The organism is Microbulbifer hydrolyticus (genome assembly GCF_009931115.1).
GTDB lineage: Bacteria > Pseudomonadota > Gammaproteobacteria > Pseudomonadales > Cellvibrionaceae > Microbulbifer > Microbulbifer hydrolyticus.
In genome coordinates this window covers 3,762,822-3,786,235 of record NZ_CP047491.1, presented here as the reverse complement: position 1 = coordinate 3,786,235, position 23,414 = coordinate 3,762,822, and the positions used below count along the sequence as shown (strand labels likewise).

The following is a 23,414-nucleotide window of genomic DNA, read 5'->3' as shown; positions in this document are numbered from 1 at the left end:
AGTAATGAGTACCCCAACGATTCTGAAGACCATCGTCGAGCGCAAATGGGAAGAAGTGGCCGAGCGCAAGAAGCAGGTCTCGCAGGATGAGATGCAACAGCGTGCACTAGAGCAGCCCGCGTGCCGGGGCTTCGTGCAGGCCATCGAGGCCAAGCGCAACGCCGGAGAGGCAGCCGTGATCGCCGAGATCAAGAAGGCTTCCCCCAGCAAGGGCGTGATTCGCGAGGACTTTATTCCCGCTGAAATCGCTACCAGCTACGAGAAGGGCGGTGCTGCCTGCCTGTCGGTGTTGACCGATGTGGACTTTTTCCAGGGCGCTGATGAATACCTGCAACAGGCCCGCAATGCGGTGCGTCTGCCGGTCATCCGCAAGGACTTTATTGTCGATCCCTATCAGGTGTACGAGGCGCGCGCCATCGGTGCCGACTGCATCCTGTTGATCGCCGCCTGCCTGGACGATGCCCAGCTGACCAGCCTGAACGACCTGGCCATGGAGTTGGGTCTCGACGTGCTGGTGGAAGTGCACGATCGCGCAGAGCTGGAGCGGGCGCTGAAGCTGCCGAATCGCCTGATCGGCATCAACAATCGCAACCTGCACACCTTTGAAGTGCAGCTGGAGACCACTTTCAAGCTGCTGGATCTAATCCCGGAAGACCGCATTGTGGTGACCGAGAGTGGCATCCACACCACCGATGACGTGGCGGCCATGCGTGGTCACAATGTGGATTCTTTCTTGGTCGGCGAAGCGTTTATGCGCGAACCGGAGCCTGGCCGTCGTCTGATGGAGCTATTCAACTGAATGATCGGGCGAACCAAAAAAAGCCGGGCAGATGCCCGGCTTTTTTTTCAGGATTCTTTGGAGGTCTATCTTGTGCCGAAGACCACCATCGTTTTGCCTTTCACCGATACCAGCCCCTGTTCTTCAAGGGTCTTCAGTACCCGCCCCACCATCTCGCGGGAGCAACCGACGATACGGCCGATTTCCTGGCGGGTGATCTTGATCTGCATGCCTTCCGGGTGGGTCATGGCATCCGGCTCGTTGCACAGGTCGAGCAGGGTACGTGCCACGCGGCCGGTCACGTCGAGGAACGCCAGGTCGCCCACTTTGCGGGTGGTGTTGCGCAGGCGCAGCGCCATCTGGGTGGCCAGGTTGAACAGGAATTCGGGGTGCTGACGGGTCAGCTCCTGGAATTTGGTGTAGGAGATTTCCGCGACCTCACATTCGGTCTTGGTGCGCACCCAGGCGCTGCGGGTGTCCTGGTCGAACAGGCCCATTTCGCCAAAGAAGTCGCCGTCGTTCAGATAGGCAACGATCATCTCGCGGCCCTCGTCGTCTTCGATCAGTACGGTCACGGAGCCGCGCATGATGAAGTACAGAGACTCGCAGCGGTCGCCAGCGTAGATGATCGTGCTCTTGGCCGGGTAGCGGCGGCGGTGGCAATGGGCGAGAAAGTCTTCAATGTTGCCAGTAGACAGGGTTTCTTCGGTAGCAACCGTCACGGATCTACTCCTTTTCTAGGTTTTTTGTGCCTGATCCCGGTAAGCGGAGGATTATCCCGCTTATTGTGTGGGGCTGACAGGGGCTGTAGGTGGCAATAGTCCGCAATGTGATCTGGGCCACTGTTTATGGCTTTCGCTATGGTGGCCAGGGGCGCGCGGAATGTGATGTTGTTTATAACGGTTGTGAGAGGTTGATACAACCGCCGTAAGTGATGACTTACTATTCTGGAACTATCGTGCCAATACGGTCACCGCTGTGGCTCCGGTTTCTGGCTATGGGCGGTACGGCTCGCCAGTGTGGTAAGCTCCCCGCCCCCATCAATTGAGTAGGAGTAGATCCCATGGCGGGTGTTATGCAGGGTCGGGTGACCTGGGTAAATGGCGTCACTTTTGTCGGTGAGTCCGACAGTGGTAATTCGGTGGTAATGGAAGGTGGGCAGAAGAACAATGGTATCCGCCCCATGGAGATGATCCTGCTGGGGGTGGGTGGCTGCGCTTCTTACGACGTGGTCGGCATCCTTGAGAAGACCCGCCAGGATGTGGTCAGCTGCCATGTGGAGCTCAAGGGGTATCGCCCGGATGCGGTCCCGGCACCGTTCGAGAAGATCGAGATGGAGTTTGTGGTGCGCGGGCGCGATATCAAGGAAAAACATGTGGCCAAGGCCGTTGAGCTGTCTGCGGAAAAGTACTGCTCCGCGTCGATCATGCTCGGCAAGGCCGGTGTCGAGATCGTGCACACATACCGTATCGAAGAAGCCTGATTCGGTTTCGAACGCCAAACAAAAACCCCGAGCCTTGCAAAAGCCTCGGGGTTTTTTGTTCAGACTGCGTGAGCGGAACGCCTACACCCGATAGCTCACCGAGGTCATGGCCTTGGATACCAGGGTCATCAGCCCCTTTACCGGCCCGGGGAAGCGCGCCCCGCCGGCATCCAGCGCCGCGTGCTGGTGTTTGGCTTCATCCACCAGCATCTGTTCCACCACCGCGCGGCTCTTGTCGTCCTGTGCCGGAAGCTCCCGCAGATGGCTCTCCAGGTGTTTACACACTTGCTCCTCGGTGGCGGCGACAAACCCTAGGCTGACCCTGTCACTCACCTTGCCTGCGGCAGCGCCGATACCGAAAGAAAGCCCGTACCAGAGCGGGTTCAGCAGGCTGGGGCGGCTGCCCAGTTCATCCAGGCGTTGCTCGCACCACGCCAGGTGATCAATCTCTTCATCCGCCGCATGCTCCATTTCCGCACGCACCTGTGGCAGCTTCGCGGTCAGCGCCTGACCCTGGTACAGGGCCTGGGCGCAAACCTCACCGCTGTGGTTCACCCGCATCAGGCCCGCCGCATGGCGGCGCTCTGTGTCTGACAGTTCAGCCTCACCGGCAGACTTGGCGGGGGAAGGGCGCTCGTGGCAGGGGGATCCTGGGCTCAGGGTACGCAGGGCACGATCCGCCTGCAGCAGCAGGCGGTCCAAGCCGGACAATTGACGTTGATTGCTCATCGACAAACTCCTAAAACGCGGGGTTCAGGCCTTTTCAGACTGTTCCCGCTCAACGGCACGGTAACCGATGTCCTTGCGGTAGAAGGCGCCTTCCCAGTGAATTTTGCGGGCGCATTCGTATGCATTGTCCTTGGCTTCCGCCACGGTGTCACCCAGTGCGGTGGCACAGAGGACCCGGCCGCCACTGGTTACAACACGCTCGCCGTCCAGTGCCGTGCCGGCGTGGAAGACCTTGGCATTTTCACTGTCGGCCTTGTCGAGCCCGGTGATGCCATCGCCCTTGCGGTAGCTTCCGGGATAGCCGTGCGCAGCCAGTACGACACCCAGTGCCGGACGGGAATCCCACTCGACTTCCACCTGGTCCAGGCGTTTTTCGATTGCCGCCATGCACAACTCCACCAGGTCGGATTTGAGGCGCATCATGATCGGCTGGGTTTCCGGGTCGCCGAACCGGCAGTTGTATTCAATGACCTTGGGGGCGCCCTGTTCGTCGATCATCAGGCCGGCATAGAGGAAACCTGTGTAGGGCATGCCCTCACTGGCCAGGCCTTTGACGGTCGGCTCGATGACTTCTTTCATAACCCTTGCGTGGACGTCCGGGGTGACGACGGGTGCCGGGGAGTAGGCGCCCATGCCGCCGGTGTTGGGGCCGGTGTCGCCGTCGCCAACGCGTTTGTGGTCCTGGCTGGTGGCCATGGGCAGAATGTTTTCGCCATCCACCATGACGATGAAGCTGGCCTCTTCGCCGGTGAGGAATTCCTCGATGACGACGCGGCAGCCGGCGTCGCCGAAGGCATTGCCGCTGAGCATGTCGCGCACCGCCAGCTCCGCCTGTTCGACGGTTTCGGCGACGATGACGCCTTTACCTGCGGCCAGGCCGTCTGCTTTGACGACGATGGGCGCGCCCTGCTCGCGCACGTAGGCCACGGCCGGCTCGACTTCGGTGAAGTTCTGGTAGGCGGCGGTGGGGATGGCGTGGCGTTCGAGGAAGTCCTTGGTGAAGGCTTTGGAGCCTTCGAGCTGGGCGGGGGCTTTTTCAGGGCCGAAGATGTTGTGGCCGCGGCTGTTGAAGAAGTCGACGATGCCGTCGACCAGCGGTACTTCGGGGCCGACGATGGTGAGGTCGATACCCTTTTCTTCGACGAGGTCAGACAGGGCGGAGAAGTTGTCGACGCCGATATTGACGTTCTGCAGCTTGGGTTCGCGGGCGGTGCCGGCGTTGCCGGGGGCGACGAAGACGGTGTCTACGGCGGGGTTCTGTGCGGCCTTCCAGGCCAGTGCGTGTTCACGGCCACCAGAGCCGATTACCAGGATGTTCATTCTTGAGTTTCCCCGTGCCTGTTATTTAGGTGGGCTAGTTTAGCATTCTTAACTTGTCGGACAGGTGACGGAGTGATGGCAGGGTAGTGGTTTGCCAGCTCCGTGGCGGGCCAGGTGCCGGTGCCCGTTTGCGAGACACGCCGTGAACCCGTCCCTGGGGGCTCTGCACCGCCATCCATGGCGGTGAAGGTCTCGCAAACGGGCCCCGGCACCTGGCCCTTTGCATCCGGGTTTTGTGCAGCCCGGAAGGTGTCGTTGTCGATCAGTGGCGGAAGTGACGCATACCGGTAAATACCATCGCCATGCCGTGCTCGTCGGCAGCGGCGATGACTTCGTCGTCGCGCATGGAGCCACCCGGCTGAATCACGGCGCTGATGCCGACCTTGGCGGCGTTGTCGATGCCGTCGCGGAAGGGGAAGAAGGCGTCAGACGCCATAACCGCGCCTTTCACTTCCAGGCCGGCGTGCTCGGCCTTGATGGCGGCGATACGCGCGGAGTTGACACGGCTCATCTGGCCGGCGCCGACGCCGATGGTGCGGCCGTCTTTGGCGTAGATGATGGCGTTGGATTTGACCATTTTGGCCACCTTCCAGGCGAACAGCAGTTCTTCGAGCTGCTCGTCGGACGGCTGCACCTTGGTGACGACCTTGAGGTCGTCTTTAGCAACCATGCCGTTGTCTTTTTCCTGCACCAGCAGGCCACCGGTCACACGCTTGTAGTCGAAGGCGGCGGGGCGCGCTGCGCTCCATTCGCCGCATTCCAGCAGGCGCACGTTCTTCTTCGCGGTAACGGCCTGTGCCGCTTCGGCGGAGACCTTGGGCGCGATGATGACTTCGGAGAACTGCTTGTCGACGATCAGCTGGGCGGTTTCGGCATCCAGTTCGCGGTTGAAGGCGATGATGCCGCCGAACGCGGATTCCGGGTCGGTGGCGAAGGCCAGCTCATAGGCGGTCTTGATGTCCTTGGCCACGGCGACGCCGCAGGGGTTGGCGTGTTTGACGATGACGCAGGCGGGTTCGTCGAACAGCTTGACGGTTTCCAGCGCGGCGTCGGTGTCGGCCACGTTGTTGAAGGACAGTTCCTTGCCCTGCAGCTGGGTGGCGGTGGAGACGGAGGCCTCCTCGGCATCAGCTTCGACATAGAAAGCCGCTTTCTGGTGCGGGTTCTCGCCGTAGCGCATGTCCTGGGCTTTTTCGTATTGGACGTTGTAGGTATTCGGGAACGCGCGGGATTCGTTGCTGGTGTTGCGAGCGCCGAAGTGGTTGGCAATCATGCCGTCGTACTGGGCGGTGTGCTCGAACGCCTGCACCATCAGGTCATAGCGGGTTTCGTAACCGAGCTGGCCGTCGTTGGCCTTCATTTCCTCGATCACGGTATCGTAGCTGTGTGCGTTGACCACGATGGCGACATCTTTGTGATTCTTGGCTGCGGAGCGGACCATGGTGGGACCGCCGATATCGATATTTTCGATGGCGGTGGGCAGGTCGCAGTTCGGGTCGGCAACGGTGGCCTTGAAAGGATACAGGTTGACCACGACCATATCGATGGGCTTGATGCCGTGCTCGCTCATCACCGCGTCGTCTTTACCGCGGCGGCCGAGGATGCCGCCGTGCACTTTCGGGTGCAGGGTTTTTACACGGCCATCCATCATTTCCGGAAAGCCGGTGTAGTCGGATACTTCCACCACCGGGATGCCGGCTTCGCCCAGCTGGCGGTAGGTTCCGCCGGTGGAGAGGATCTCCACACCCAGGCTGGAGAGTTCGCGGGCAAATTCCACAATGCCGGTTTTGTCGGAAACGCTGATCAGCGCGCGGCGAACGGCCACCTTGTCAGTCATATCGCATCGTCCATCTGATTTAAAAAAAGAACTAATGCGGCACATGGATGTGCCGCCGCGGCCAAGGGCCGGCGATGAAATGGATCATGGGTCGAAGGCCCGTGTTGAAGCGGCCGGTGGGATCTATTTCATCATAAACACAAAATAGCGAGGGGGGATGGGCATATGCCCATCCCCCCTCGTCGAATTTTTACCGCCTGGGACGTCACTGTCCGCGGCGGTTGGCCGCCTTACAGCAGGCCGTAGCGCTTGAGCTTCTTGCGCAGGGTGCCCCGGTTGAGGCCCAGCAGCTGTGCAGCGCGGGTCTGGTTGTGGCGGGTGTGCTTCATCACCACTTCCAGCATCGGCGCTTCAATCTCAGACAGCACCATATCGTAGACATCGGTCACCATCTGACCGTCCAGGTGACGGAAGTAGTTTTCCATCGCCTGTTCAACCGCGTCGCGCAGCGACTGCTGCTGCGGTTGTTGTAATTGAGTCTGGCCCCCAGGGGATACCACATCGTTGGTATCCGGAATCAGTGCTTCGTTATTCATGCCGCTATTGCCCCTCTAGTTATTCGGCGTTCAAACCACTCACGAACGCTGGCATGTTGTGCTTCTGCGCAATCCAATTGGTTAAAGGTATTGCGAAAGTCCTCGCTGTGCGCGAGTGTTTTCACGTACCAACCCACATGTTTACGGGCGATACGTACCCCCATAACCTCACCGTAAAAACGGTGTAACTCACCCAGGTGAGTGATCAATATGTCCCTGACTTCATCCAGTGAGGGCTCCGGTAAACGCTCTCCTGTTGCCAGGTAGTGGGCGATTTCCCGAAAAATCCATGGACGTCCCTGAGCCGCTCGGCCAATCATGACCGCCTTGGCACCGGTGTAGTCCAACACCTTGCGGGCCTTTTCCGCGCCGGTGATGTCGCCATTGGCGAAGACAGGTATCTTCACCGCCGACACAATCTCGGCAATGGTATCGAATTCGGCCTGACCATGGTAGCCACAGGCGCGGGTGCGTCCGTGTACAGCCAGGGCAGAAATTCCGAGATCCTCGGCCATTTTGGCCACCGTTACTCCGTTGCGGGAATCCGGGCACCAGCCAGTGCGAATTTTCAGCGTCACTGGTACTGAGACGGATTGCACCACGGATTCCAGAATATCGGCGACCAGTTTTTCGTCGCGCAACAGGGCGGAGCCCGCTGCTTTCTTGCACACCTTCTTTGCCGGGCAACCCATGTTGATGTCGATGATCTGCGCGCCACGCTCGACGTTTGCGCGCGCGGCCTCTGCCATCATCTGCGGGTCGCCACCGGCGATCTGTACCGAAATGGGCCCGGCTTCCCCACTGTGATTGAGGCGCATCCGCGATTTGCGGCTGTTCCACAGGCTGGTGTCGGAAGTGACCATCTCGGACACAACCAGGCCGGCGCCGAGTTCACGGCACAGTTTGCGGAAGGGTCGATCGGTAACGCCGGCCATGGGCGCCAGGATAACTGGCGCACCGATATTGTATGGGCCTATGGCGAAACTGCTTGGCAATTCCGTGGGCAACTCGCCCTCCCGCGGGGTCTGGTCTCGAACGTTGGTGTGTCAAAAGAGCCGCCTATGATAGCGGCTGCTCGGCCGCTGGAAAAGCGAAAAAGCGCGCAAATTGTTCGATGGCTGGCCGTTTAGGGCGAACTTTGTGCAACAATTTGTAGCAATTCGCGCCATAACATAGTTCCCCGGTAACGCGCTGTGGGCCGTCAGGGCGCGATACGCAGCTCGTAGTTCACCGCTTCGGGGCCGGGATCGATGATGTCGAGGGCGATGTGTACGGGGTTACCTGCAGGCATCAGCCGTTTTCCGGACAGTTCACCCTTGAGATAGTCCTGTGGGGTGAAGCGACGGCTGGCGACCGGGGCATTCTTCAGGTCGGTAAAGCGTAGCTGTAACGTCGGGAACGGCTGATCGAAGGGCGCCCGGTTCAGGAGTACCGCTTCCACCGCCAGTGCGCCGGGTATCTGCGGGTGGCTGCGTACCACCAGGTTAGAGGTATGTACCGCGCTGATGTCGACCTGGGCTGGAAGCTTGCAGTCAAGGAGCGGGCAGAGCTGGGCGTAAATCCCGCGCCAGGGATCGCGCTTGCTGAGGGTGTCGAAGCGGAAGTAGGCCGTCTGGGCTGCCAGCGCCAGCATCAGCAGTACCACTCCGAGCGTCCACAGCCAGGCGGGCACGCGATTGTGTCGCCTGGGTTGCCAGTTGACTTCAATCGGGGCGGGGCCGATGGCGGAGATCAGCTGGTCTCTCGGCAGTAACGGGGCCTGGTCGCGCTGGCGTGGATCAATATGGTCGTCGGCAGCGGGGATTGCATCGCCCGGTGCATCGTCATCGGCGAGGTGCCCCTGGTTGCGCATGCTGCCCGGCCCCTCGCGGGTGGGGACTATTTGCTCGTCGGCAAAGAAGCTGTCTTCGCTGTGTCCCGGTTGTTCGAGGCTCTCCACGGAATGATCCGCAGGGATGACGCCGCTGGATTCCTCCCTGGCGATCTCCTCGGCCCAGGGGTCTTCGCTGGCCGGAGGAAGCTGGCTGTCCAGTTCTCCGCTGAGATCCAGGTCCTGCTGGGCGTCTTCCTGGTCGTCGAGATCCTGCCACTGCTGTTCGCCAAAGGCATCGTCGATCAGCGGGTTCTGGCGGGGGCGCTCTGCCGCTTTGGGTGGTTCGCCTTTTGCGGGCCCCGAGGCTGGCTTGCTGCTCCGCTGCGGTGGCGTGTCCTCGTCGTCTCCGTCCAGTTCAATGTCGTCGTGAATCAGGAAGTCGTCGTCTTCCAGGAGTTCGTCGATGGCCTTTTTGGTGGCAGCCGGGGTTGGGTCACCTTCGTTGAAGACGATGTTCTCGTCGGCGCGGAAGACCTGCAGGCAGGAGCCGCAGCGCACAGCGCCGCGGGCGGCGCGCAATTGCTGTTCGCTGACGTGAAACGAGGTGCTGCAGTGGGGGCAGCGGGTGACCAGTTGCGACATGGATTTCGACGGTTATTACTTTGGCGGGGAAGTTTATCAGTCCGATGGCCCCGCGCGTAGTGCAGGGGGCCAGTAGTTGTCGGTATGACGATACCGCTGCCGTTATCCTCGTCATCAGATCAAGGCGTCAGGCTCCTGGTGCGCCCTCAGCGCACCCTTGTCCCGCTCAGGCGCACCCATTCCTCTTTCTCGCCGTCGGCATCGAAATCGATCCACTGGCTGTAGGCCGCTTTCACTTTCTCCGCCTGGCTGTTGAGGATCCCTGACAGGCAGATGCGACCACCCACCCGGGTCCGCTCAATCAGCTGTGGCGCCAGCGTGACCAGCGGGCCGGCGAGAATATTGGCCAGCATGATGTCGGCACTCGATGCACTCGGTGCCGGTGCCTTTTCCGGCAGGTACACCGGGAAGCGCTCCGGGTCCAGGCCATTGCGCACGGCATTGTCGCGACTGGCGAGCAGGGCCTGGGGATCGATATCCGTGCCCATGGCACTATCCGCGCCCAGCAACAGGGCGGCGATGCCGAGAATGCCGGAGCCGCAGCCGAAGTCGATGGCGGTTTTTCCCTGTACGGGTTCACCGGCAAGCCACTGCAGGCACAGGAAGGTGGTCGGGTGGGTGCCGGTGCCGAAAGCGAGGCCAGGGTCGAGCATGATGTTGACGGCATCGGGGGCCGGCGGTTCGCACCAGCTGGGGCAGATCCACAGGTTGTCGGCGCACTGGATGGGCTTGTAGTGGCTCATCCATTCCCGTTCCCAGTCCTTGTCTTCTAGCTGCTCCCAGCGGGCATTGGGGAGCAGTTCGCACAGGTGGGACGCAGCCTTGGCCTCGGCTACACCGGTATCGACTTCAGCGTCGAACAGGCCGGTGACCAGGGTTTCATCCCACAAGGGGGTTTCGCCGAGGCCGGGTTCGAGGATTGGCTGGTCGGCATTGTCCTGCAGGGTGACGGAGACGGCGCCGGCAAACAGCAGGGCGTCTTCGATCCTTTCTGCCTGTTCGCGGGTGGTATTTACGCGGAGTTGTAGCCAGGGCATTTGATTGGGGGTCCGGGTAGTGTGGTAGTTGGGTACTTGGAAAGCTCGTGGCGGCTCCGCTGCCGGTAAGGCTTTGCGAGACACGCCGTAAACCCATCCATGGGGGCTCTTCTAAAACGTCCCTGTTTTAGAAGGTCTCGCAAAGCCATACCGGCAGCGAAGCCTTCAGCGCAGATTTGTTCGCATTCTACAAGAACGGGGGAGCTTACAGAGTAGGAGGGGTAAGGCTGAAGGGGAAGTGCCGGGTATAGGTTTTCAAAAGCGTCGGCGACAGGACGTCGCCGCCGCAGCTTACATGGATGTATTCACTGCGGTTTTGAAAACCTATACCCGGTGCTTTCCCGCCTCGGAGTTCATTTTGAGCGAAACACCACTGAGGCGGGAAAAGAAACCGGGCCTTACTCGAGTCCCAGCTTCTTCTCGAGATAGTGAATATTCACACCACCCTTGGCGAACTCCGCATCCCGAACCAGCTCTTCCTGCAGTGGAATATTGGTCTTGATGCCGGTGATGATCGTCTCGCTCAACGCCACCCGCATCCGCGCCAGGGCGGTTTCGCGGTCTTCGGCGTGGGTGATGATCTTGGCGATCATGGAATCGTAGTTCGGTGGTACCGTGTAACCGGAGTACAGGTGGGAGTCCACTCGCACACCCAGGCCACCCGGAGCGTGGTAGTTTTCTACCTTGCCGGGGCATGGGAAGAACGATTTCGGGTCTTCCGCGTTGATGCGGCACTCGAATGAGTGGCCGGTGATCTTGATGTCTTCCTGCTTGAAGGAAAGCTTTTCGCCCGAGCAAACGCGAATCTGCTCCTTGATCAGGTCAACGCCCGTCACCATCTCGGATACCGGGTGTTCCACCTGGATACGCGTGTTCATCTCGATGAAATAGAACCGCTCGTCTTCGTACAGGAATTCAAAGGTTCCGGCGCCGCGGTAGCCGATATCGATACAGGCCTGAACACAGGCGTCCTGCACTCCCTTGCGCACCGCATCCGGGATGCCGGGAGCCGGGGCCTCTTCCAGTACCTTCTGGTGGCGGCGTTGCAGGGAGCAGTCGCGATCGCCGAAATGCACGGCGTTGCCCTGGCCGTCAGACATCACCTGGATTTCCACGTGGCGCGGGTTCTGCAGGAACTTCTCCATATACACCGTGCTGTCACCAAAGGCGGCGCCGGCTTCGGATTTGGTGACCGAGATGGCGTTAAGCAGGGCGCCTTCACTGTGCACCACACGCATACCGCGACCACCGCCGCCAGCAGCGGCCTTGATGATCACCGGCAGGCCGATCCGGCGCGCGATCTCCAGGCACTTCTCGCCGTCTTCCGGTAGCGGGCCGTCAGAGCCCGGCACCGTGGGAACGCCGGCCTCTTTCATCGCTGCGATGGCGGAGACCTTGTCGCCCATCAGGCGAATGGTGTCGGCGTCGGGGCCAATAAAGGTGAAGCCGCTTTTCTGTACCTGCTCGGCAAAATCGGCGTTTTCCGCCAGGAAGCCGTAGCCAGGGTGTACCGCTACCGCGTCGGTGATTTCCATCGCGGCAATGATGGCGGGGATATTCAGGTAGCTCTGTGGCGACGGGTTGGGGCCGATGCACACGGCTTCGTCAGCCAGGCGCACGTGTTTCAGGTCGCGGTCGATCTGGGAGTGCACCGCCACGGTGGCAATCCCCATCTCTTTGCAGGCCCGCAGTATGCGCAGGGCGATTTCGCCGCGGTTGGCGATCAGAATTTTTTCAAACATGCGTCGTTACCCCGCTCAGGAAATGATCACGAGCGGCTGGTCGAACTCTACCGGCTGGCCGTCTTCCACCATGATGGACTCAATGGTGCCGGCTTTGTCTGCCTCGATCTGGTTCATCATCTTCATCGCTTCGACGATGCAGATTACGTCGCCTACCTTTACCTGCTGGCCGACCTTCACAAACGGCTCAGCGCCCGGGCTGGAAGCGGCATAGAAGGTGCCAACCATGGGGGATTTCACCGGGTGGCCGGTTATCGCGGGTACGGATTCTGCGCTGCCTTCACCGGCAGCGGGGGCCGGTGCAGCGGTGGGGGCTGCCGGAGTCGCGACCGGCGCGGCGGGCGCCATCTGCATTGGCATCGCCATTTGCGGCATCTGCATGGATGCACCGCTTGTGCCGCGGCTGATGCGTACAGACTCCTCCCCCTCTTTGATTTCCAGCTCGCCGATGTCGGACTCTTCGAGCAGCTCAATCAGTTTCTTGATTTTGCGGATATCCATAACAGTTTCACTCTCAATTTGTGGATGCATAAACGCCGGCGCGCAGCCGGCGAATGAAAAATTGGTGGTTAAAGTCGCTTCAGGGCCCCTTCAAGAGCCAAAGTGTAGCTATCTGCTCCGAACCCGCACACAACACCGACCGCCAGATCCGACAGGTACGAGTGGTGGCGGAAAGCCTCGCGGGCGTGCGGATTGGAGAGGTGAACTTCGACAAAAGGAATAGCCACGCCCGCCAGCGCATCGCGCAATGCCACACTGGTGTGGGTGAACGCGGCGGGGTTGATGACAATGAAGTCCACCTTGTCGGCGTAGGCCTGGTGAATGCGTTCTACCAGTTCCGCTTCGCTGTTGCTCTGCAGGCAATCAAATTCACAGCCGGCGGCTTCGCACTGGGTGCGAGCTGCTTCGTTGATCTGGGCGAGGGCGGTGGAGCCGTATATCTGGGGCTCGCGGGTACCCAGCAGGTTCAGATTGGGGCCGTGTAGCAAAAGCAATCTAGCCATTCTGTGCCTCGATAAAGCGCGCGAAACTGTGACTAAAATTCGGTAAAAGTCATGAAACTTGCCGGTAAACAGCGGTAATCAGCAAGTTTTCCTGAATTGGCCGGGAGTTTGCCGTAAAAGTGACCCTCTGTCCATGCCCCAGAATGGGAAATAGAGAAGTTGTCCGCAGTTCGCCGAAATTCACGGCCTATTTACCGCAAAGTTTTGTGGTGAGTGGCCTGTTCACCTATTTGAATGGCCACAAAGGCAAGGTCAGGGGATATCTGTAGCGGAATCGACGATCGCTTCCTGTCCGGCGGCGCTGCGCATGGCGATAAGCAGGCTGTCGCGGGTGAGGATCTGGGGCAGGATTTGTGGCTCACCGCCACCGGCGGGGAATAGCAGGTAAAGCGGGACGCTGGAGCGGCCATAACGCGCGAGAAGCTCGGTGATCTGCGGGTCCTGGTTGGTCCAGTCTCCTTTCAGTGCGGTGATGCCGAGATCACCCACCGCAGCAGTGATCGCATCGCTGGACAGCACCACCTTCTCGTTGGCAAGGCAGGTGATGCACCAGGCCGCCGTCATATTGATCAGCACCGGGCGCCCCTCGTCGCGGGCAGACGCCAGCGCTTCCGGAGAATAGGGCTGCCAGTAGCCGCTTTTGCCGGCTTGTGTCACCGGGCTGCCAGCGCTTTCGAGGTTCGGGATAACCCAGGCTGCTCCCGCCACTGCTGCGACCGCAAATGCATTACGCATCCACTTACGTTTACCACCACTGGCGGTTGCACCCGGCCAGAGCCACAGGGCGAAGGCAATGGCCACGGCACCGGCGAGCACCAATGCGACGCCGTCGCTGCCTGTCTGGCGACCGAGCACCCACAGCAACCACACCGCAGTAAGATACATGGGAAAGGCGAGAAGCTGCTTGAGCGTCTCCATCCACGGGCCAGGGCGCGGCAAACGGCGGGCCAGAGCCGGCACATAGGTGAGTAAAAGAAATGGCGCAGCCATACCGGCGCCGAGGGCGGCGAACACCGCCAGTGCCACTGGTGCGGGCTGGGTGACAGCAAAGCCCAGGGCGGAACCCATCATCGGCGCGGTACACGGACTGGCAACCACTGTAGCCAGGGCTCCTGTGCTGAAAGAGCCCCCGAGGCCGCTGTTCTGAGTGCTGTGGGCACCGAGTCCCATCAGGCGTCCGCCGAACTCGGTTACCCCCGACAGGCTGAGGCCCATGGCAAAAAACAGGTAGACCAGCACCGCAACCACCACAGGCGACTGCAGCTGGAAGCCCCAACCCACCGCCTCGCCGGCAGTGCGCAGCGCCAGCATTGCGGCGGCAATGAGAACGAAGGTGCCAACGACACCAGCCGTGTAGGCCCAGCCGTGGAGGTGTTGGCGATCACCGGCGTGGGTTATCGCCAGCGCCTTGATCGACAGTACCGGAAAAACACAGGGCATCAGGTTTAGGAGCACGCCGCCGCCAAAGGCCAGAGCCATCGCCAGTAACAGGCCGCCCGCCGGGTTGCCGGGCGAGGGGACGCTGGCGACCGAACTCGGCGCCGGGGTACCGGTGGCCCCGGCCGCTGGATTACTGTCAACCGGGGCGGCGGTCTTTGTTGCTGGGTCCAGCTCGAAGTCACGCACTTGCGGTGGGTAGCAGAGGCCCGCGTCAGCACAGCCCTGGTAGCGCACCTGTATACGGGACTTGCCCTCGGTTGCGAGATCCACGGGGACCTCCAGCTGCCAGCGATAGACCTCGGTTTCTTTCTCGAAGTAGTCGTCCCAGATGACTTCGCCTTTTACAAGGTTCAGTGGCAGTGCGGTTTTGGTTTCCCCCTCGACCAGATACAGCGCGAGCTTGTCGCGGTACAGGTAATACTCGGGGGCAATCTGGAACAGTGCGCTGGCGCTGCTGTCAGTAAACAGGAAATCCAGCTGGTAGGCCTGGTCGACGGGCAGGAAATCATCCTGCCCGGCACTGAGGGCGCCAAACGGCGACGATGACTGGGTGGCAGAGAACCCGTCGCGGGCACTGGCCGGCGCGGTGAGCAGGGTCAGGCATAGCAGCAGGAATGCTGCCAGTGCGGCGCCTGCGAATAAGTGTGACGCTTCTGTGGTTCGCAAGCCGGAGATCTTCGCAGTCATGGGTAATAAAATTCTTTATAGTCGGGCAATGTTGGACTGGTGTTGCCAGTCCCCGTTCCGTCTCGGCCCCTGAACCTGGTCGACGAAACCGGGCATTTGGTCGCAGCTGGCGTTGGTGCTGGTGAGGCCACAGTATACCGGGAGGCCGAGTATAACGGTGCTTGCGGTACAAAAAAACAACAGCCCTTGGCGGGCTGGTGGTAAATTGGAGGCAGATATCAGAATAGTGACTTGGGTCTCGGGCCGTTTCTTTTCGCGTCCCGATGCTGCCGCCGGGCGGAATCCGTTCGTTGTGGTGATTTTGGTGTGCCTGCTGGCAGTGACTGGCGGATGTGCGACGCCCCCGCCCCCCGCGCCGCCCCAGCCGACACCTCCGCCGCCGGCGCCCACCGGGCCCAGCCCGGAAGAAATCAGGCAGCGTGCCGTGCAGCATTTCCTCGGGCGCGCAGAGCGTGCTCAGCGAGAGGGTTTTATCACTATGCCTGCCGGTGCCAGCGCCTACGACTTCTACTTGCAGGTGCAGCAGCTGGATCCAGGCAATACCCAGGCCGCCGCGGGTATCCAGATACTGGTAATGCAGCTGGTGGAGCGAGCGCGTGACGCACTGCGCCAGCGCTCCTTCGGTGAGGTAAACAGCCTGCTGAACAGGGCCGACGAAATTGCTCCCGGCAACCCGCTGTCCAAAGAGGTGCGGGACCAACTGCAGCGAGAGCAGACGAGAGCTCGGCAGGATGTGACGCTGGATGGCCCCGGTGCACAGACTGTGACTTTGCCGGTCAAGGAGCTTGGAGCACGCTCCGATACCATGGTGGAAATGCTGAACGCCATTGCGCAGCGCATTCGTGAACATCAGTTGCGCGTCGTTATTGTCGCCCGCAGCGATGCCGAGGGGCGCTGGATATACAGCCAACTGCGCCAGGCCGTACCGGGTTATCGGGTTCGTGGTGACATAAAGCTCGGCAATCCGCCGCGATTACTGTTACAAAAGAACCCCTGAGTCCGGGAGACGACCCGGCGAAGAATAAAAAGCCCGGTCGAAGCGGGACTATAAGCGGGAGAAAATTATGAAAAGGCCATTTTCAGGTTTTGACGTTTGCGCACTGGTACTGCTGCTCTCTACCCCTGTGGGTGGGGTTGCCGCAGCCGAGTCCGCGCAAGGTCGCGCGCATTTATCCGCTCCGACTGCGGCTGAAGATCTGGCCGCGGGTCTAGAGGTAAGCGGGTACGCACGGGAAATGCCACCAGGTGCGCCGATGGGTGCGGCCTATGTGACCTTGCGGGATCTGTCCGGAGTCTCACGCGTGCTGGGGCGGGTGGAGTTGCCGGCGCACCCCGGGGGCAAAGTTGAAATGCACGCCACGCAGCAGGTGGATGGCATAAGCCGGATGCGCGCACTGGAAAAACTTTCGCTGCCCGGCAATGGCACTATTGAAATGCGCCCGGGTGCCACCCATCTGATGGTACATGGTGTCGCGTTGAAAGCTGGCGATGTATTACCGTTGCGGCTGGTGTTTGCCGACGGTAGCAACCTAGAGGTCAAATTGCCGGTGCGCGCACCCGATTGGAAAAAGGTAAAAGAAAGCCCGAAGCAGGGTGCCGGTCATCATCATGCGCACCATGATCATGGTTGAACGATTGATGGCTTGGGCGGTCTGAGCGCGCTTCACCCCATAAACAATTTCGGTAGACAATCACTGGAGATAATTGATGAAAAGTTTTGCCACCACATTGCTGGTAACGGGATTTGCATTCATGCTGGCTGCCTGTGCGCACAGCCCGGTACAGGTGGCGGTCAAACCCGAGGTTAACGTGGCACCGGATAACATCGGAGCTGGTTATACTGTACATGCGCGCGGAGTCAACCAGCTCCCGGGTGGCGGCCTTGGGTCCCTTGGGGGCATTTATGCCGACTCCTCCAATGTGACTATGTCCAATAACATTGAACAGTCTCTGGCGAGCGCGCTGTACCAGGGGCTGGAATCCTGGTCTTTCCGCAGTGTCGAGACCGGTGGTGACGTGCAGGTGGTGGCAAATCTCACCGACCTCAGTTACGACAGTCCGAACAAGCTCTACACAACCAAGGTGAATTCAGGAGCATCGATCCAGTTGCAAGTCAGCGTAAAAGGCGCCACCTTCTACGGGAATTACAGTACCAGTGGCAATGACCGCAACCTGATCAAGCCCAGCGCGGAAGAAGTGGAGAGCACGGTCAATCGTCTGCTGAGTGCCACACTGCAGCGGGCGTTTGAGGATGAAAAGCTGAAGGCATTCCTGCGCCAGCATCTGTAATTGGATCAAACGTGGTTCCCGGAGGCCTGTGATTCTGATCACAAATGCCGTCGGGGATTAGAGGGAGGTTTTCGCGCTGGCGAATATGTCGGTATTATTTTCCCTTATGGAGAGCATTCGTGCTCTATTGTTCTGCAGTCCCGATGCGGGATGCCTCGGTAAAATCGGCTCATATTGCCGGTTGAGTTGGAAGTTCATTGACTGAATTTACACCCAAAAATGCGGCCTATCACAGCTTGCTGGAAGAGTCTGGCACCGGCAAGCTAGCTGGTGCGCGACTGAGTCCGGCGGCTGCGGAGCTGGCGCTGGGTGAAGTGGCTGACGGGGTGATTGTGACCGACCGGCACGGCCTGGTCTGCTATAGCAACCCGCTGGTCAGTGAGCTGTGTGGCAATCTGGTGGGGCTGTTGCCGGGGCAGGTCCTCGCCGACAGCCTGCCGCTGTTTGATGACGAGGGGGAAGCGCTCGACCTGAACCTGGCCAGCGGTGACCGCGAGGAAGATATTCCCAGCCGGCGAGAGCTGCGCGCGAACATCCGCCGGGAGACTGGTGAGCTGCTGGAAATCAGCGTGCAGATCAACAGTCTCAAAAATGATGCGGTGCTGGAAGGTTACGTTCTCGTATTGCGACATACTTCTGATGCCCGCCGGATCTCCTCCCGCCTCAGCTGGCAGAGTAGCCACGATGCGCTCACCCATCTGCCCAACCGCCAGACATTCGAACACGCGCTGCAGCAACTGCTGAATACCGATACCGGTCCCCGCCAACACCATATCCTGCTGTATCTCGACGTGTACCAGTTCAAGGTAGTCAATGACACGCTGGGGTACAGCGCCGGGGATGCGCTGTTGATAGCGCTGGCAAAGATTCTCACTCGCTGCCTGGGTAATGGCGACCTGCTGGGGCGGGTTGGTAGTGACGAGTTTGCGCTGTTATTGAAAGACTGCACTCTGGAAGAGGCCAAGCGTATCGTCACCCGGTTGCGGGAGGCGGTGAACGGGTTTGTGTTCCAGTGGGAGGACAGTGAGACCCGTCCGGCCCTCTCCATCGGTGCCGTGAGTGTCGACAGCCACGCGCCGCCGGCGAGCCAGTTGCTGGCATCGTCTAACGACGCGTGCAGTGCCGCGCGGGACCAGGGGCGCAACCGGGTCAAATTCTTCGGGGATTCGCGCAAGGCACTGGAGAAGCGCCGCGAGAGTACCTGGCTTGCCGAGATTCATGCCGCTATTCGCGAGGACCGCCTGCTGCTCTATCGCCAGCCGGTGGTGGCATTGCAGGATCAAAACCGCGTGCATCACTACGAGGTTCTGGTACGCATGCAGGGGCGGGATGGGGATGTGATTTCCCCCGGGCTGTTTCTGCCGGCGGCGGAACGCTATGGCATGATCGACGAGGTGGATCGCTGGGTTATCCGCAATATTCTCCGCTACATGGCGCTGGAACAGTCGAGCGGGTCCGGTGGCTTCCACTATGCCATCAATATCTCCGGTATCAGTCTCGGCGATGAACTGTTTGCCGATTTTGTACTGCGGGAATTGACCGAGGCCGGCGTGGCGCCGTCGCGGGTGCAGTTTGAAATTACCGAAACCAGCGCGATCAATAACCTGGATCGTGCGCTGGTTTTTATCCACAAGTTACGCGCGGCAGGGTGCAGTTTTGCGCTGGATGATTTCGGCCGCGGTGCTTCATCGCTGGCGTACCTGCGCCAGCTGCCGGTGGATTATTTGAAGATCGATGGCTCTTTCGTGCGGAATATGCTGGAAGATGAAATCGATAGTGCGATGGTGAGCACGGTGGATCACCTGGCCAAGCGTATGGGCATCAGTACCATCGCCGAGTTTGCGGAGACGCCGGAATTGCTGGAAAAGCTGCGCCTTATGGGGGTGGATTACGCCCAGGGGTTTGGTATTGCCGCCGCCGCGTGTCTTCCTGAAATCAGTGGCCCGCGTCCTTCTTCGGTCAGCTAGCCCCTCCCTGGGCGCTGCGTCACCCCCTGTCTGCGACGCGCCTGAGATCCTGTATTGAAAGCCCCGGTAAACCAATCCTTCCGAAATTACGCGCTGGCTTCCTGCTCCAGCAGTGTCTTGTGCTGCTCCGCCCGCAATCTCGGTCCATACTGACTCACCACCTGCGCGGCTGCGCGGCAGGCCAGTTCTCCGGCATCGGCGAATCCCATACCGCGATTGATGCCGTACAGGAAGGCACCCGCGAACATGTCGCCGGCCCCATTGGTGTCAATGGCTTTTACGCTCGGGGAGGACACGCGGTGTACCTGTTCGCCGTCCCACAGCAGTGCGCCGTCGGCGCCAAGGGTCACGGCGAAAGCGCGACAGTAATCGCGCAGTGTCTGCGCCGCCTCATCGAGGGATTCGGTGGCGCAGAACTTGAGGGCTTCATCGCGGTTGCAGAACAGCAGGTCGACACCACTGTCACCAATCATTTCTTTCAGGCCATCGTGGAACAGTTGCACCATCATGGGGTCGGATAGGCTCAGGGCAGTTTTTACGCCGCAGGCTCCGGCCTGTTTGCGCAGCTCGATGGCGGCGGCGCGGCCGGTGTCAGAGGAGACCAGGTAGCCTTCGATATATGCCCAGCGGGATTTGCCGAGTGCCTCGCTGTCGAGTTCGCTGACAGACAGCTCGGCGCTGATACCGAGGTAGGTATTCATGCTGCGCTCGGCATCTGGCGTGATCAGTACCAGGCACTTGCCGGTAATGCCGGTGTCTGCGTTGTGCAGGGCTTTGGGGTAGCCGACTCCGGCGGCGGCGAGATTGTCGCGGTAAAAATCACCGTTATCGTCGTTGGCTACTTTGCAGGAATAAAAGGTATCGAGCCCGAAATAGCTTGCAGCGATGACGGTATTGGCACCGGAACCGCCGCAGGCGTGGCTGGCGGTGACCATGTGATTTTTCAGGTCGTCCACCAGCTGCTGTTGGCGTTGGTCATCCACCAGTGTCATGACCCCTTTGTCGATGCCCAGGGACTGCAGGTCGCCGTCGGTGACTTCTATTTCCGTGTCGAGAAGGGCGGCGCCGATGCCGTAAAGGTCGTACTGGTGCATAAGGGGTCCGTAGCTAGTGTGTATTCTATTCGAGGGGCCCGCAGGACGGGCGCTGGATGCATTATGGCGGGCGGCGGAGCAAGTGCAAGTTTTGGGCAGCGTGGGGCGAGGGGGCGCGCATCATGACGATGTGTGACCCGCCAGGTTTGACTTGAACAAAAGCGACCTTATAAATGCGCGCTATAAATGGCTCAATTATGGCTGTATTAACCGGTCTGACCTTCGGGCCCCATGGCCTGACTCATCGATAGTTTATTGAAAGAAACGAGTTTATCTGAACGCATATGGCATCGAAAAAGCGCCGTACTAAAGCGAAAAGTGCAAACGCAAAACGACATTCCGGCCGACTGCGCGTCTGGATCAAGCGTCTCAGCCTGCTGGCCCTGCTCGGCGTGCTGGTTCTTGCCGGGTACATGGTGTGGCTGGATGTGCAATTGCGCGAGCGGCTGGACAGCCGCCAGTACCAGTTGCCGGCCAGGGTCTACGCCCGTCCTCTGATTCTCAAGGAGGGTATGGTGATGCGCCCGGATGAATTGGCATCCGAATTCGCGGCGTTGAACTACAAGCAGGTCTCGGCACTTGAGGAGCCGGGGCAGTGGCAGCGCGAGGGCATGGAGTATCTGGTCTGGCGGCGCGACTTTATCCATGCGGACAAGCGCGAGCCGGCGGCGAAGGTCCGGTTCCGCCTGCGCAACGATGAATTGAGTAACCTGCGTAGCGAGGGTGATGAGCGCCTGAAGGAGTTCCGCCTCGACGCTGCGCCCATTGGCACCCTGCTCGGCGGGGGCGACGACCGCACACCGGTGCGTATCGAGGAAATCCCGCCACTGCTGGGGGCCACCCTGATTGCGGTAGAGGATCAGGACTTCGTGCATCACTTCGGGGTGTCTCCCCGCGGCATCGCGCGCGCCATGGTGGCCAACTTCAAGGCGGGCGGCGTGGTACAGGGTGGCTCCACCATTACCCAGCAGTTGGTGAAGAACATCTTCTTTGATCACAAGCCGAGTCTGTGGCGGAAGTTTAATGAAGCGCTGATGGCAATCCTGATGGAGGTCCACTACGACAAGGCCTACATCCTCCAGGAATACATCAACGAGGTCTGGCTGGGGCAGCAGGGTAGTCGGGCGATATACGGCTTCGGGCTGGCTTCCGAATTCTATTTCCAGAAACCGCTCAGCCAGCTGGAGCCACATGAGATCGCGCTGCTGGTCGGGCTTGCCAAGGGAGCCTCATTTTATAATCCCTGGCGCAACCCCGAGCGGGCGCTGGAGCGCCGCAACACCGTGCTGGACGTGATGTTCGAGCAGGACCTGATCACCAAAGAGCAGCACGAGCGGCTGCGTAAAAAGCCGCTGGAGGTGGCCGCTGCCGGCGCCGCAGCGCAGAATCCTTATCCCGCCTTTACCGAGCGGCTGCTGGAAGAGTTGCGTCCTTATTACTCCGTGGAGGAGCTGCGCACCGCAGGCCTGCGGGTGTACACCACGCTTTCTCCCTCGGTGCAGAAGCTGGCTGAGGATGCGGTGAGTGACGGCGCGGCCAGGCTGGAAAAAGACCGCGGTATCCAGGAAAACTCTCTGCAGGGCGCCACCGTGGTATTGGAAAACCACAGCGGCAATGTGCTCGCCATGGTGGGGGATCGCCGACCGCACTACCCGGGGTTCAACCGTGCCCTGGAAGCGCGTCGCCAGGTCGGCTCTCTGATCAAGCCCGCGGTCTACCTGACCGCACTGGAGCGTGCACATGAATACACCCTTGCGACCCTGATCGACGATGCGCCGATCCGCGAGGAAACCGCCGATGGCCAGGTCTGGATGCCGGCCAACTTCGGCAATCGCAGCCACGGGTTGGTGCCGCTCTATGTTGCCCTGTCCCGCTCGTATAACCAGGCCACCGCGCGTCTGGGGCTGGATCTGGGTATCGAAAATGTGCGCCAGACTATTCGCCGTCTCGGAGTACAGGCCAGTCTGCCGCGAGTTCCGTCGCTGTTCCTCGGTGCAGTGGAGCTGACACCGTTTGAGGTGGCGGGTATGTATCAGACCATGGCGAATGGCGGTGAGCACGTAGAGCCGCGCACTTTGTTGGCAGTTTCCGACGCAGACGGCGAACAGGTGCAGCGCTTCCGTCCCAAATCCAACCGTGGGGTGGACGAGGTCCCGATATACCTGCTGCGCTATGGGCTGGAGCAGGTGATGCGGGAAGGGACCGGTAAAAGTGCTTACCGGCGCCTGCCCAACAGTGTGCCCTTCGCCGGCAAGACCGGTACCACCAACGATTATCGCGATAGCTGGTTTGCCGGTTTCAGCCCCGGAGTGACAGCGGTGGTATGGATGGGGCGTGACGACAATGAGCGCACCAGCCTTACCGGTGCCACGGGTGCACTGACAATCTGGACCGACATCATGCGCAAGCTGCCCCACCGCCACGGGCGCATCAAGGCTCCCCGGGGCGTTGAGTGGAAGCCGGTGAACGATCGGGGTGAATACATGGACCCGCGCAATTGCCAGGGTGGCCGCGAGATCCCGGTGTCGGTGGAAAGTCGCCTGAAAACCGACCCCCGCTGTGAGCGTCGCGGCTGGTTCCGGAACTGGTTTGATCGGGATGAGGAAAACGCGGCGCCCCGTGAGGACATGACGCCGGGCTGGGGCATCGACCCGGAGGAGCAACGGCGACAACAAGAGCAGCGCGAACGGGAACGCCAGTTGCGGGAGCAGCTGGAGCAGGAGCAGCCGGTACCACAGCAACAGCCAGAGGCCGGTCAACAGCAGATTCCACCATCGACGGAGCGGGAGCGCCTGCAGCGTCTGGAAGAGTCCGGACGAATTCAGGAGCAGCGATATCTGGAGGAGGAGCGGCGGGCTCAGGAGGAGCGCAGGATACTGGAAGAGCGGTTGCGAAGGGAGGAGGCCATTCAGGATCCGGGCTCTCGCGGTGCGCCGGTGGAAGAGGCGCAACCCTGGCCACCCGAGGAACCGGATCAGTGGCCGTAACTGCCTCCTGAACAGGAGCAGTGCGCTGG

20 protein-coding genes are annotated in these 23,414 nt (G+C 60.5%); 7 read left to right on the top strand and 13 right to left on the bottom strand.

Features of this window, described 5'->3' with window-relative positions:
* Positions 1 to 4: 4 nt before the first annotated feature.
* Positions 5 to 799 (top strand): indole-3-glycerol phosphate synthase TrpC, encoded by a 795-nt coding sequence (gene trpC, locus GTQ55_RS16030; protein ID WP_161859629.1) that lies wholly within the window; start codon positions 5 to 7, stop codon positions 797 to 799.
* Between the two features lie 65 nt (positions 800 to 864).
* Here the strand turns inward: trpC and crp are convergent, their stop codons facing one another.
* The gene (gene crp / locus GTQ55_RS16025; protein WP_161859628.1) at positions 865 to 1,500 is read right to left on the bottom strand and encodes a cAMP-activated global transcriptional regulator CRP; all 636 of its coding nucleotides are present in this window, start codon (positions 1,498 to 1,500) and stop codon (positions 865 to 867) included.
* A 353-nt stretch (positions 1,501 to 1,853) separates the two neighbouring features.
* On the opposite strand from crp, the gene GTQ55_RS16020 reads away from it, so the two are divergent.
* Entirely contained in the window at positions 1,854 to 2,261 is a 408-nt protein-coding gene (locus GTQ55_RS16020) for an OsmC family protein (RefSeq protein ID WP_183946712.1), read from the top strand.
* An 81-nt stretch (positions 2,262 to 2,342) separates the two neighbouring features.
* On the opposite strand, the gene coq7 is transcribed toward GTQ55_RS16020, so the two are convergent.
* The 11 genes from coq7 to GTQ55_RS15965 all read right to left on the bottom strand — a co-directional run bounded on the left by coq7 (position 2,343) and on the right by GTQ55_RS15965 (position 15,048).
* Positions 2,343 to 2,990 (bottom strand): 2-polyprenyl-3-methyl-6-methoxy-1,4-benzoquinone monooxygenase, encoded by a 648-nt coding sequence (gene coq7, locus GTQ55_RS16015; protein ID WP_161859626.1) that lies wholly within the window; start codon positions 2,988 to 2,990, stop codon positions 2,343 to 2,345.
* Between the two features lie 24 nt (positions 2,991 to 3,014).
* Complete coding sequence (gene purD, locus GTQ55_RS16010; protein ID WP_161859625.1) at positions 3,015 to 4,310, bottom strand: phosphoribosylamine--glycine ligase; 1,296 nt, start codon at positions 4,308 to 4,310, stop codon at positions 3,015 to 3,017.
* Positions 4,311 to 4,572: 262 nt separating this feature from the next.
* Entirely contained in the window at positions 4,573 to 6,147 is a 1,575-nt protein-coding gene (gene purH / locus GTQ55_RS16005; RefSeq protein WP_202620637.1) for a bifunctional phosphoribosylaminoimidazolecarboxamide formyltransferase/IMP cyclohydrolase, read from the bottom strand.
* Positions 6,148 to 6,377: 230 nt separating this feature from the next.
* A complete protein-coding gene (gene fis / locus GTQ55_RS16000) occupies positions 6,378 to 6,683 on the bottom strand; it encodes a DNA-binding transcriptional regulator Fis (protein WP_161859623.1) in 306 nt (101 codons plus the stop codon).
* Positions 6,680 to 7,618: a tRNA dihydrouridine synthase DusB gene (gene dusB, locus GTQ55_RS15995; protein ID WP_237567936.1), complete on the bottom strand. Its 939-nt coding sequence runs from the start codon at positions 7,616 to 7,618 to the stop codon at positions 6,680 to 6,682. Before dusB ends, fis begins: the two co-directional genes overlap by 4 nt.
* Before the next feature lie 266 nt (positions 7,619 to 7,884).
* On the bottom strand, positions 7,885 to 9,138 hold the full coding sequence (locus tag GTQ55_RS15990; RefSeq protein WP_161860220.1) for a DUF3426 domain-containing protein: 1,254 nt from the start codon (positions 9,136 to 9,138) through the stop codon (positions 7,885 to 7,887).
* A 146-nt stretch (positions 9,139 to 9,284) separates the two neighbouring features.
* On the bottom strand, positions 9,285 to 10,175 hold the full coding sequence (gene prmA, locus GTQ55_RS15985) for a 50S ribosomal protein L11 methyltransferase (RefSeq protein WP_161859621.1): 891 nt from the start codon (positions 10,173 to 10,175) through the stop codon (positions 9,285 to 9,287).
* Between the two features lie 398 nt (positions 10,176 to 10,573).
* Positions 10,574 to 11,917 (bottom strand): acetyl-CoA carboxylase biotin carboxylase subunit, encoded by a 1,344-nt coding sequence (gene accC / locus GTQ55_RS15980; RefSeq protein ID WP_161859620.1) that lies wholly within the window; start codon positions 11,915 to 11,917, stop codon positions 10,574 to 10,576.
* Positions 11,918 to 11,932: 15 nt separating this feature from the next.
* Positions 11,933 to 12,418, bottom strand: a complete 486-nt coding sequence (gene accB / locus GTQ55_RS15975; protein WP_161859619.1) for an acetyl-CoA carboxylase biotin carboxyl carrier protein — start codon at positions 12,416 to 12,418, stop codon at positions 11,933 to 11,935.
* A gap of 68 nt (positions 12,419 to 12,486) precedes the next feature.
* The gene (aroQ, locus tag GTQ55_RS15970; RefSeq protein WP_161859618.1) at positions 12,487 to 12,921 is read right to left on the bottom strand and encodes a type II 3-dehydroquinate dehydratase; all 435 of its coding nucleotides are present in this window, start codon (positions 12,919 to 12,921) and stop codon (positions 12,487 to 12,489) included.
* A 252-nt stretch (positions 12,922 to 13,173) separates the two neighbouring features.
* Positions 13,174 to 15,048 (bottom strand): protein-disulfide reductase DsbD family protein, encoded by a 1,875-nt coding sequence (locus GTQ55_RS15965; protein WP_161859617.1) that lies wholly within the window; start codon positions 15,046 to 15,048, stop codon positions 13,174 to 13,176.
* A 478-nt stretch (positions 15,049 to 15,526) separates the two neighbouring features.
* Between GTQ55_RS15965 and GTQ55_RS15960 the strand changes: the two genes are divergently transcribed.
* The 4 genes from GTQ55_RS15960 to GTQ55_RS15945 all read left to right on the top strand — a co-directional run bounded on the left by GTQ55_RS15960 (position 15,527) and on the right by GTQ55_RS15945 (position 19,304).
* Positions 15,527 to 16,045, top strand: a complete 519-nt coding sequence (locus GTQ55_RS15960; protein ID WP_237567728.1) for a hypothetical protein — start codon at positions 15,527 to 15,529, stop codon at positions 16,043 to 16,045.
* Between the two features lie 67 nt (positions 16,046 to 16,112).
* Complete coding sequence (locus GTQ55_RS15955; RefSeq protein ID WP_161859616.1) at positions 16,113 to 16,679, top strand: copper chaperone PCu(A)C; 567 nt, start codon at positions 16,113 to 16,115, stop codon at positions 16,677 to 16,679.
* 76 nt (positions 16,680 to 16,755) lie between these two features.
* Positions 16,756 to 17,337, top strand: a complete 582-nt coding sequence (locus GTQ55_RS15950) for a YajG family lipoprotein (RefSeq protein WP_161859615.1) — start codon at positions 16,756 to 16,758, stop codon at positions 17,335 to 17,337.
* 197 nt (positions 17,338 to 17,534) lie between these two features.
* Positions 17,535 to 19,304 carry an EAL domain-containing protein gene (locus GTQ55_RS15945; RefSeq protein WP_161859614.1) on the top strand — a complete coding sequence of 590 codons (1,770 nt, stop codon included), beginning with the start codon at positions 17,535 to 17,537 and terminating at the stop codon, positions 19,302 to 19,304.
* 86 nt (positions 19,305 to 19,390) lie between these two features.
* Here GTQ55_RS15945 and GTQ55_RS15940 read toward each other — a convergent pair whose 3' ends face one another.
* Positions 19,391 to 20,398: an adenosine kinase gene (locus GTQ55_RS15940; RefSeq protein WP_161859613.1), complete on the bottom strand. Its 1,008-nt coding sequence runs from the start codon at positions 20,396 to 20,398 to the stop codon at positions 19,391 to 19,393.
* A gap of 284 nt (positions 20,399 to 20,682) precedes the next feature.
* Here GTQ55_RS15940 and mrcB point away from each other — a divergent pair, with 284 nt between their 5' ends.
* On the top strand, positions 20,683 to 23,385 hold the full coding sequence (mrcB, locus tag GTQ55_RS15935; protein WP_161859612.1) for a penicillin-binding protein 1B: 2,703 nt from the start codon (positions 20,683 to 20,685) through the stop codon (positions 23,383 to 23,385).
* Positions 23,386 to 23,414: the final 29 nt, after the last annotated feature.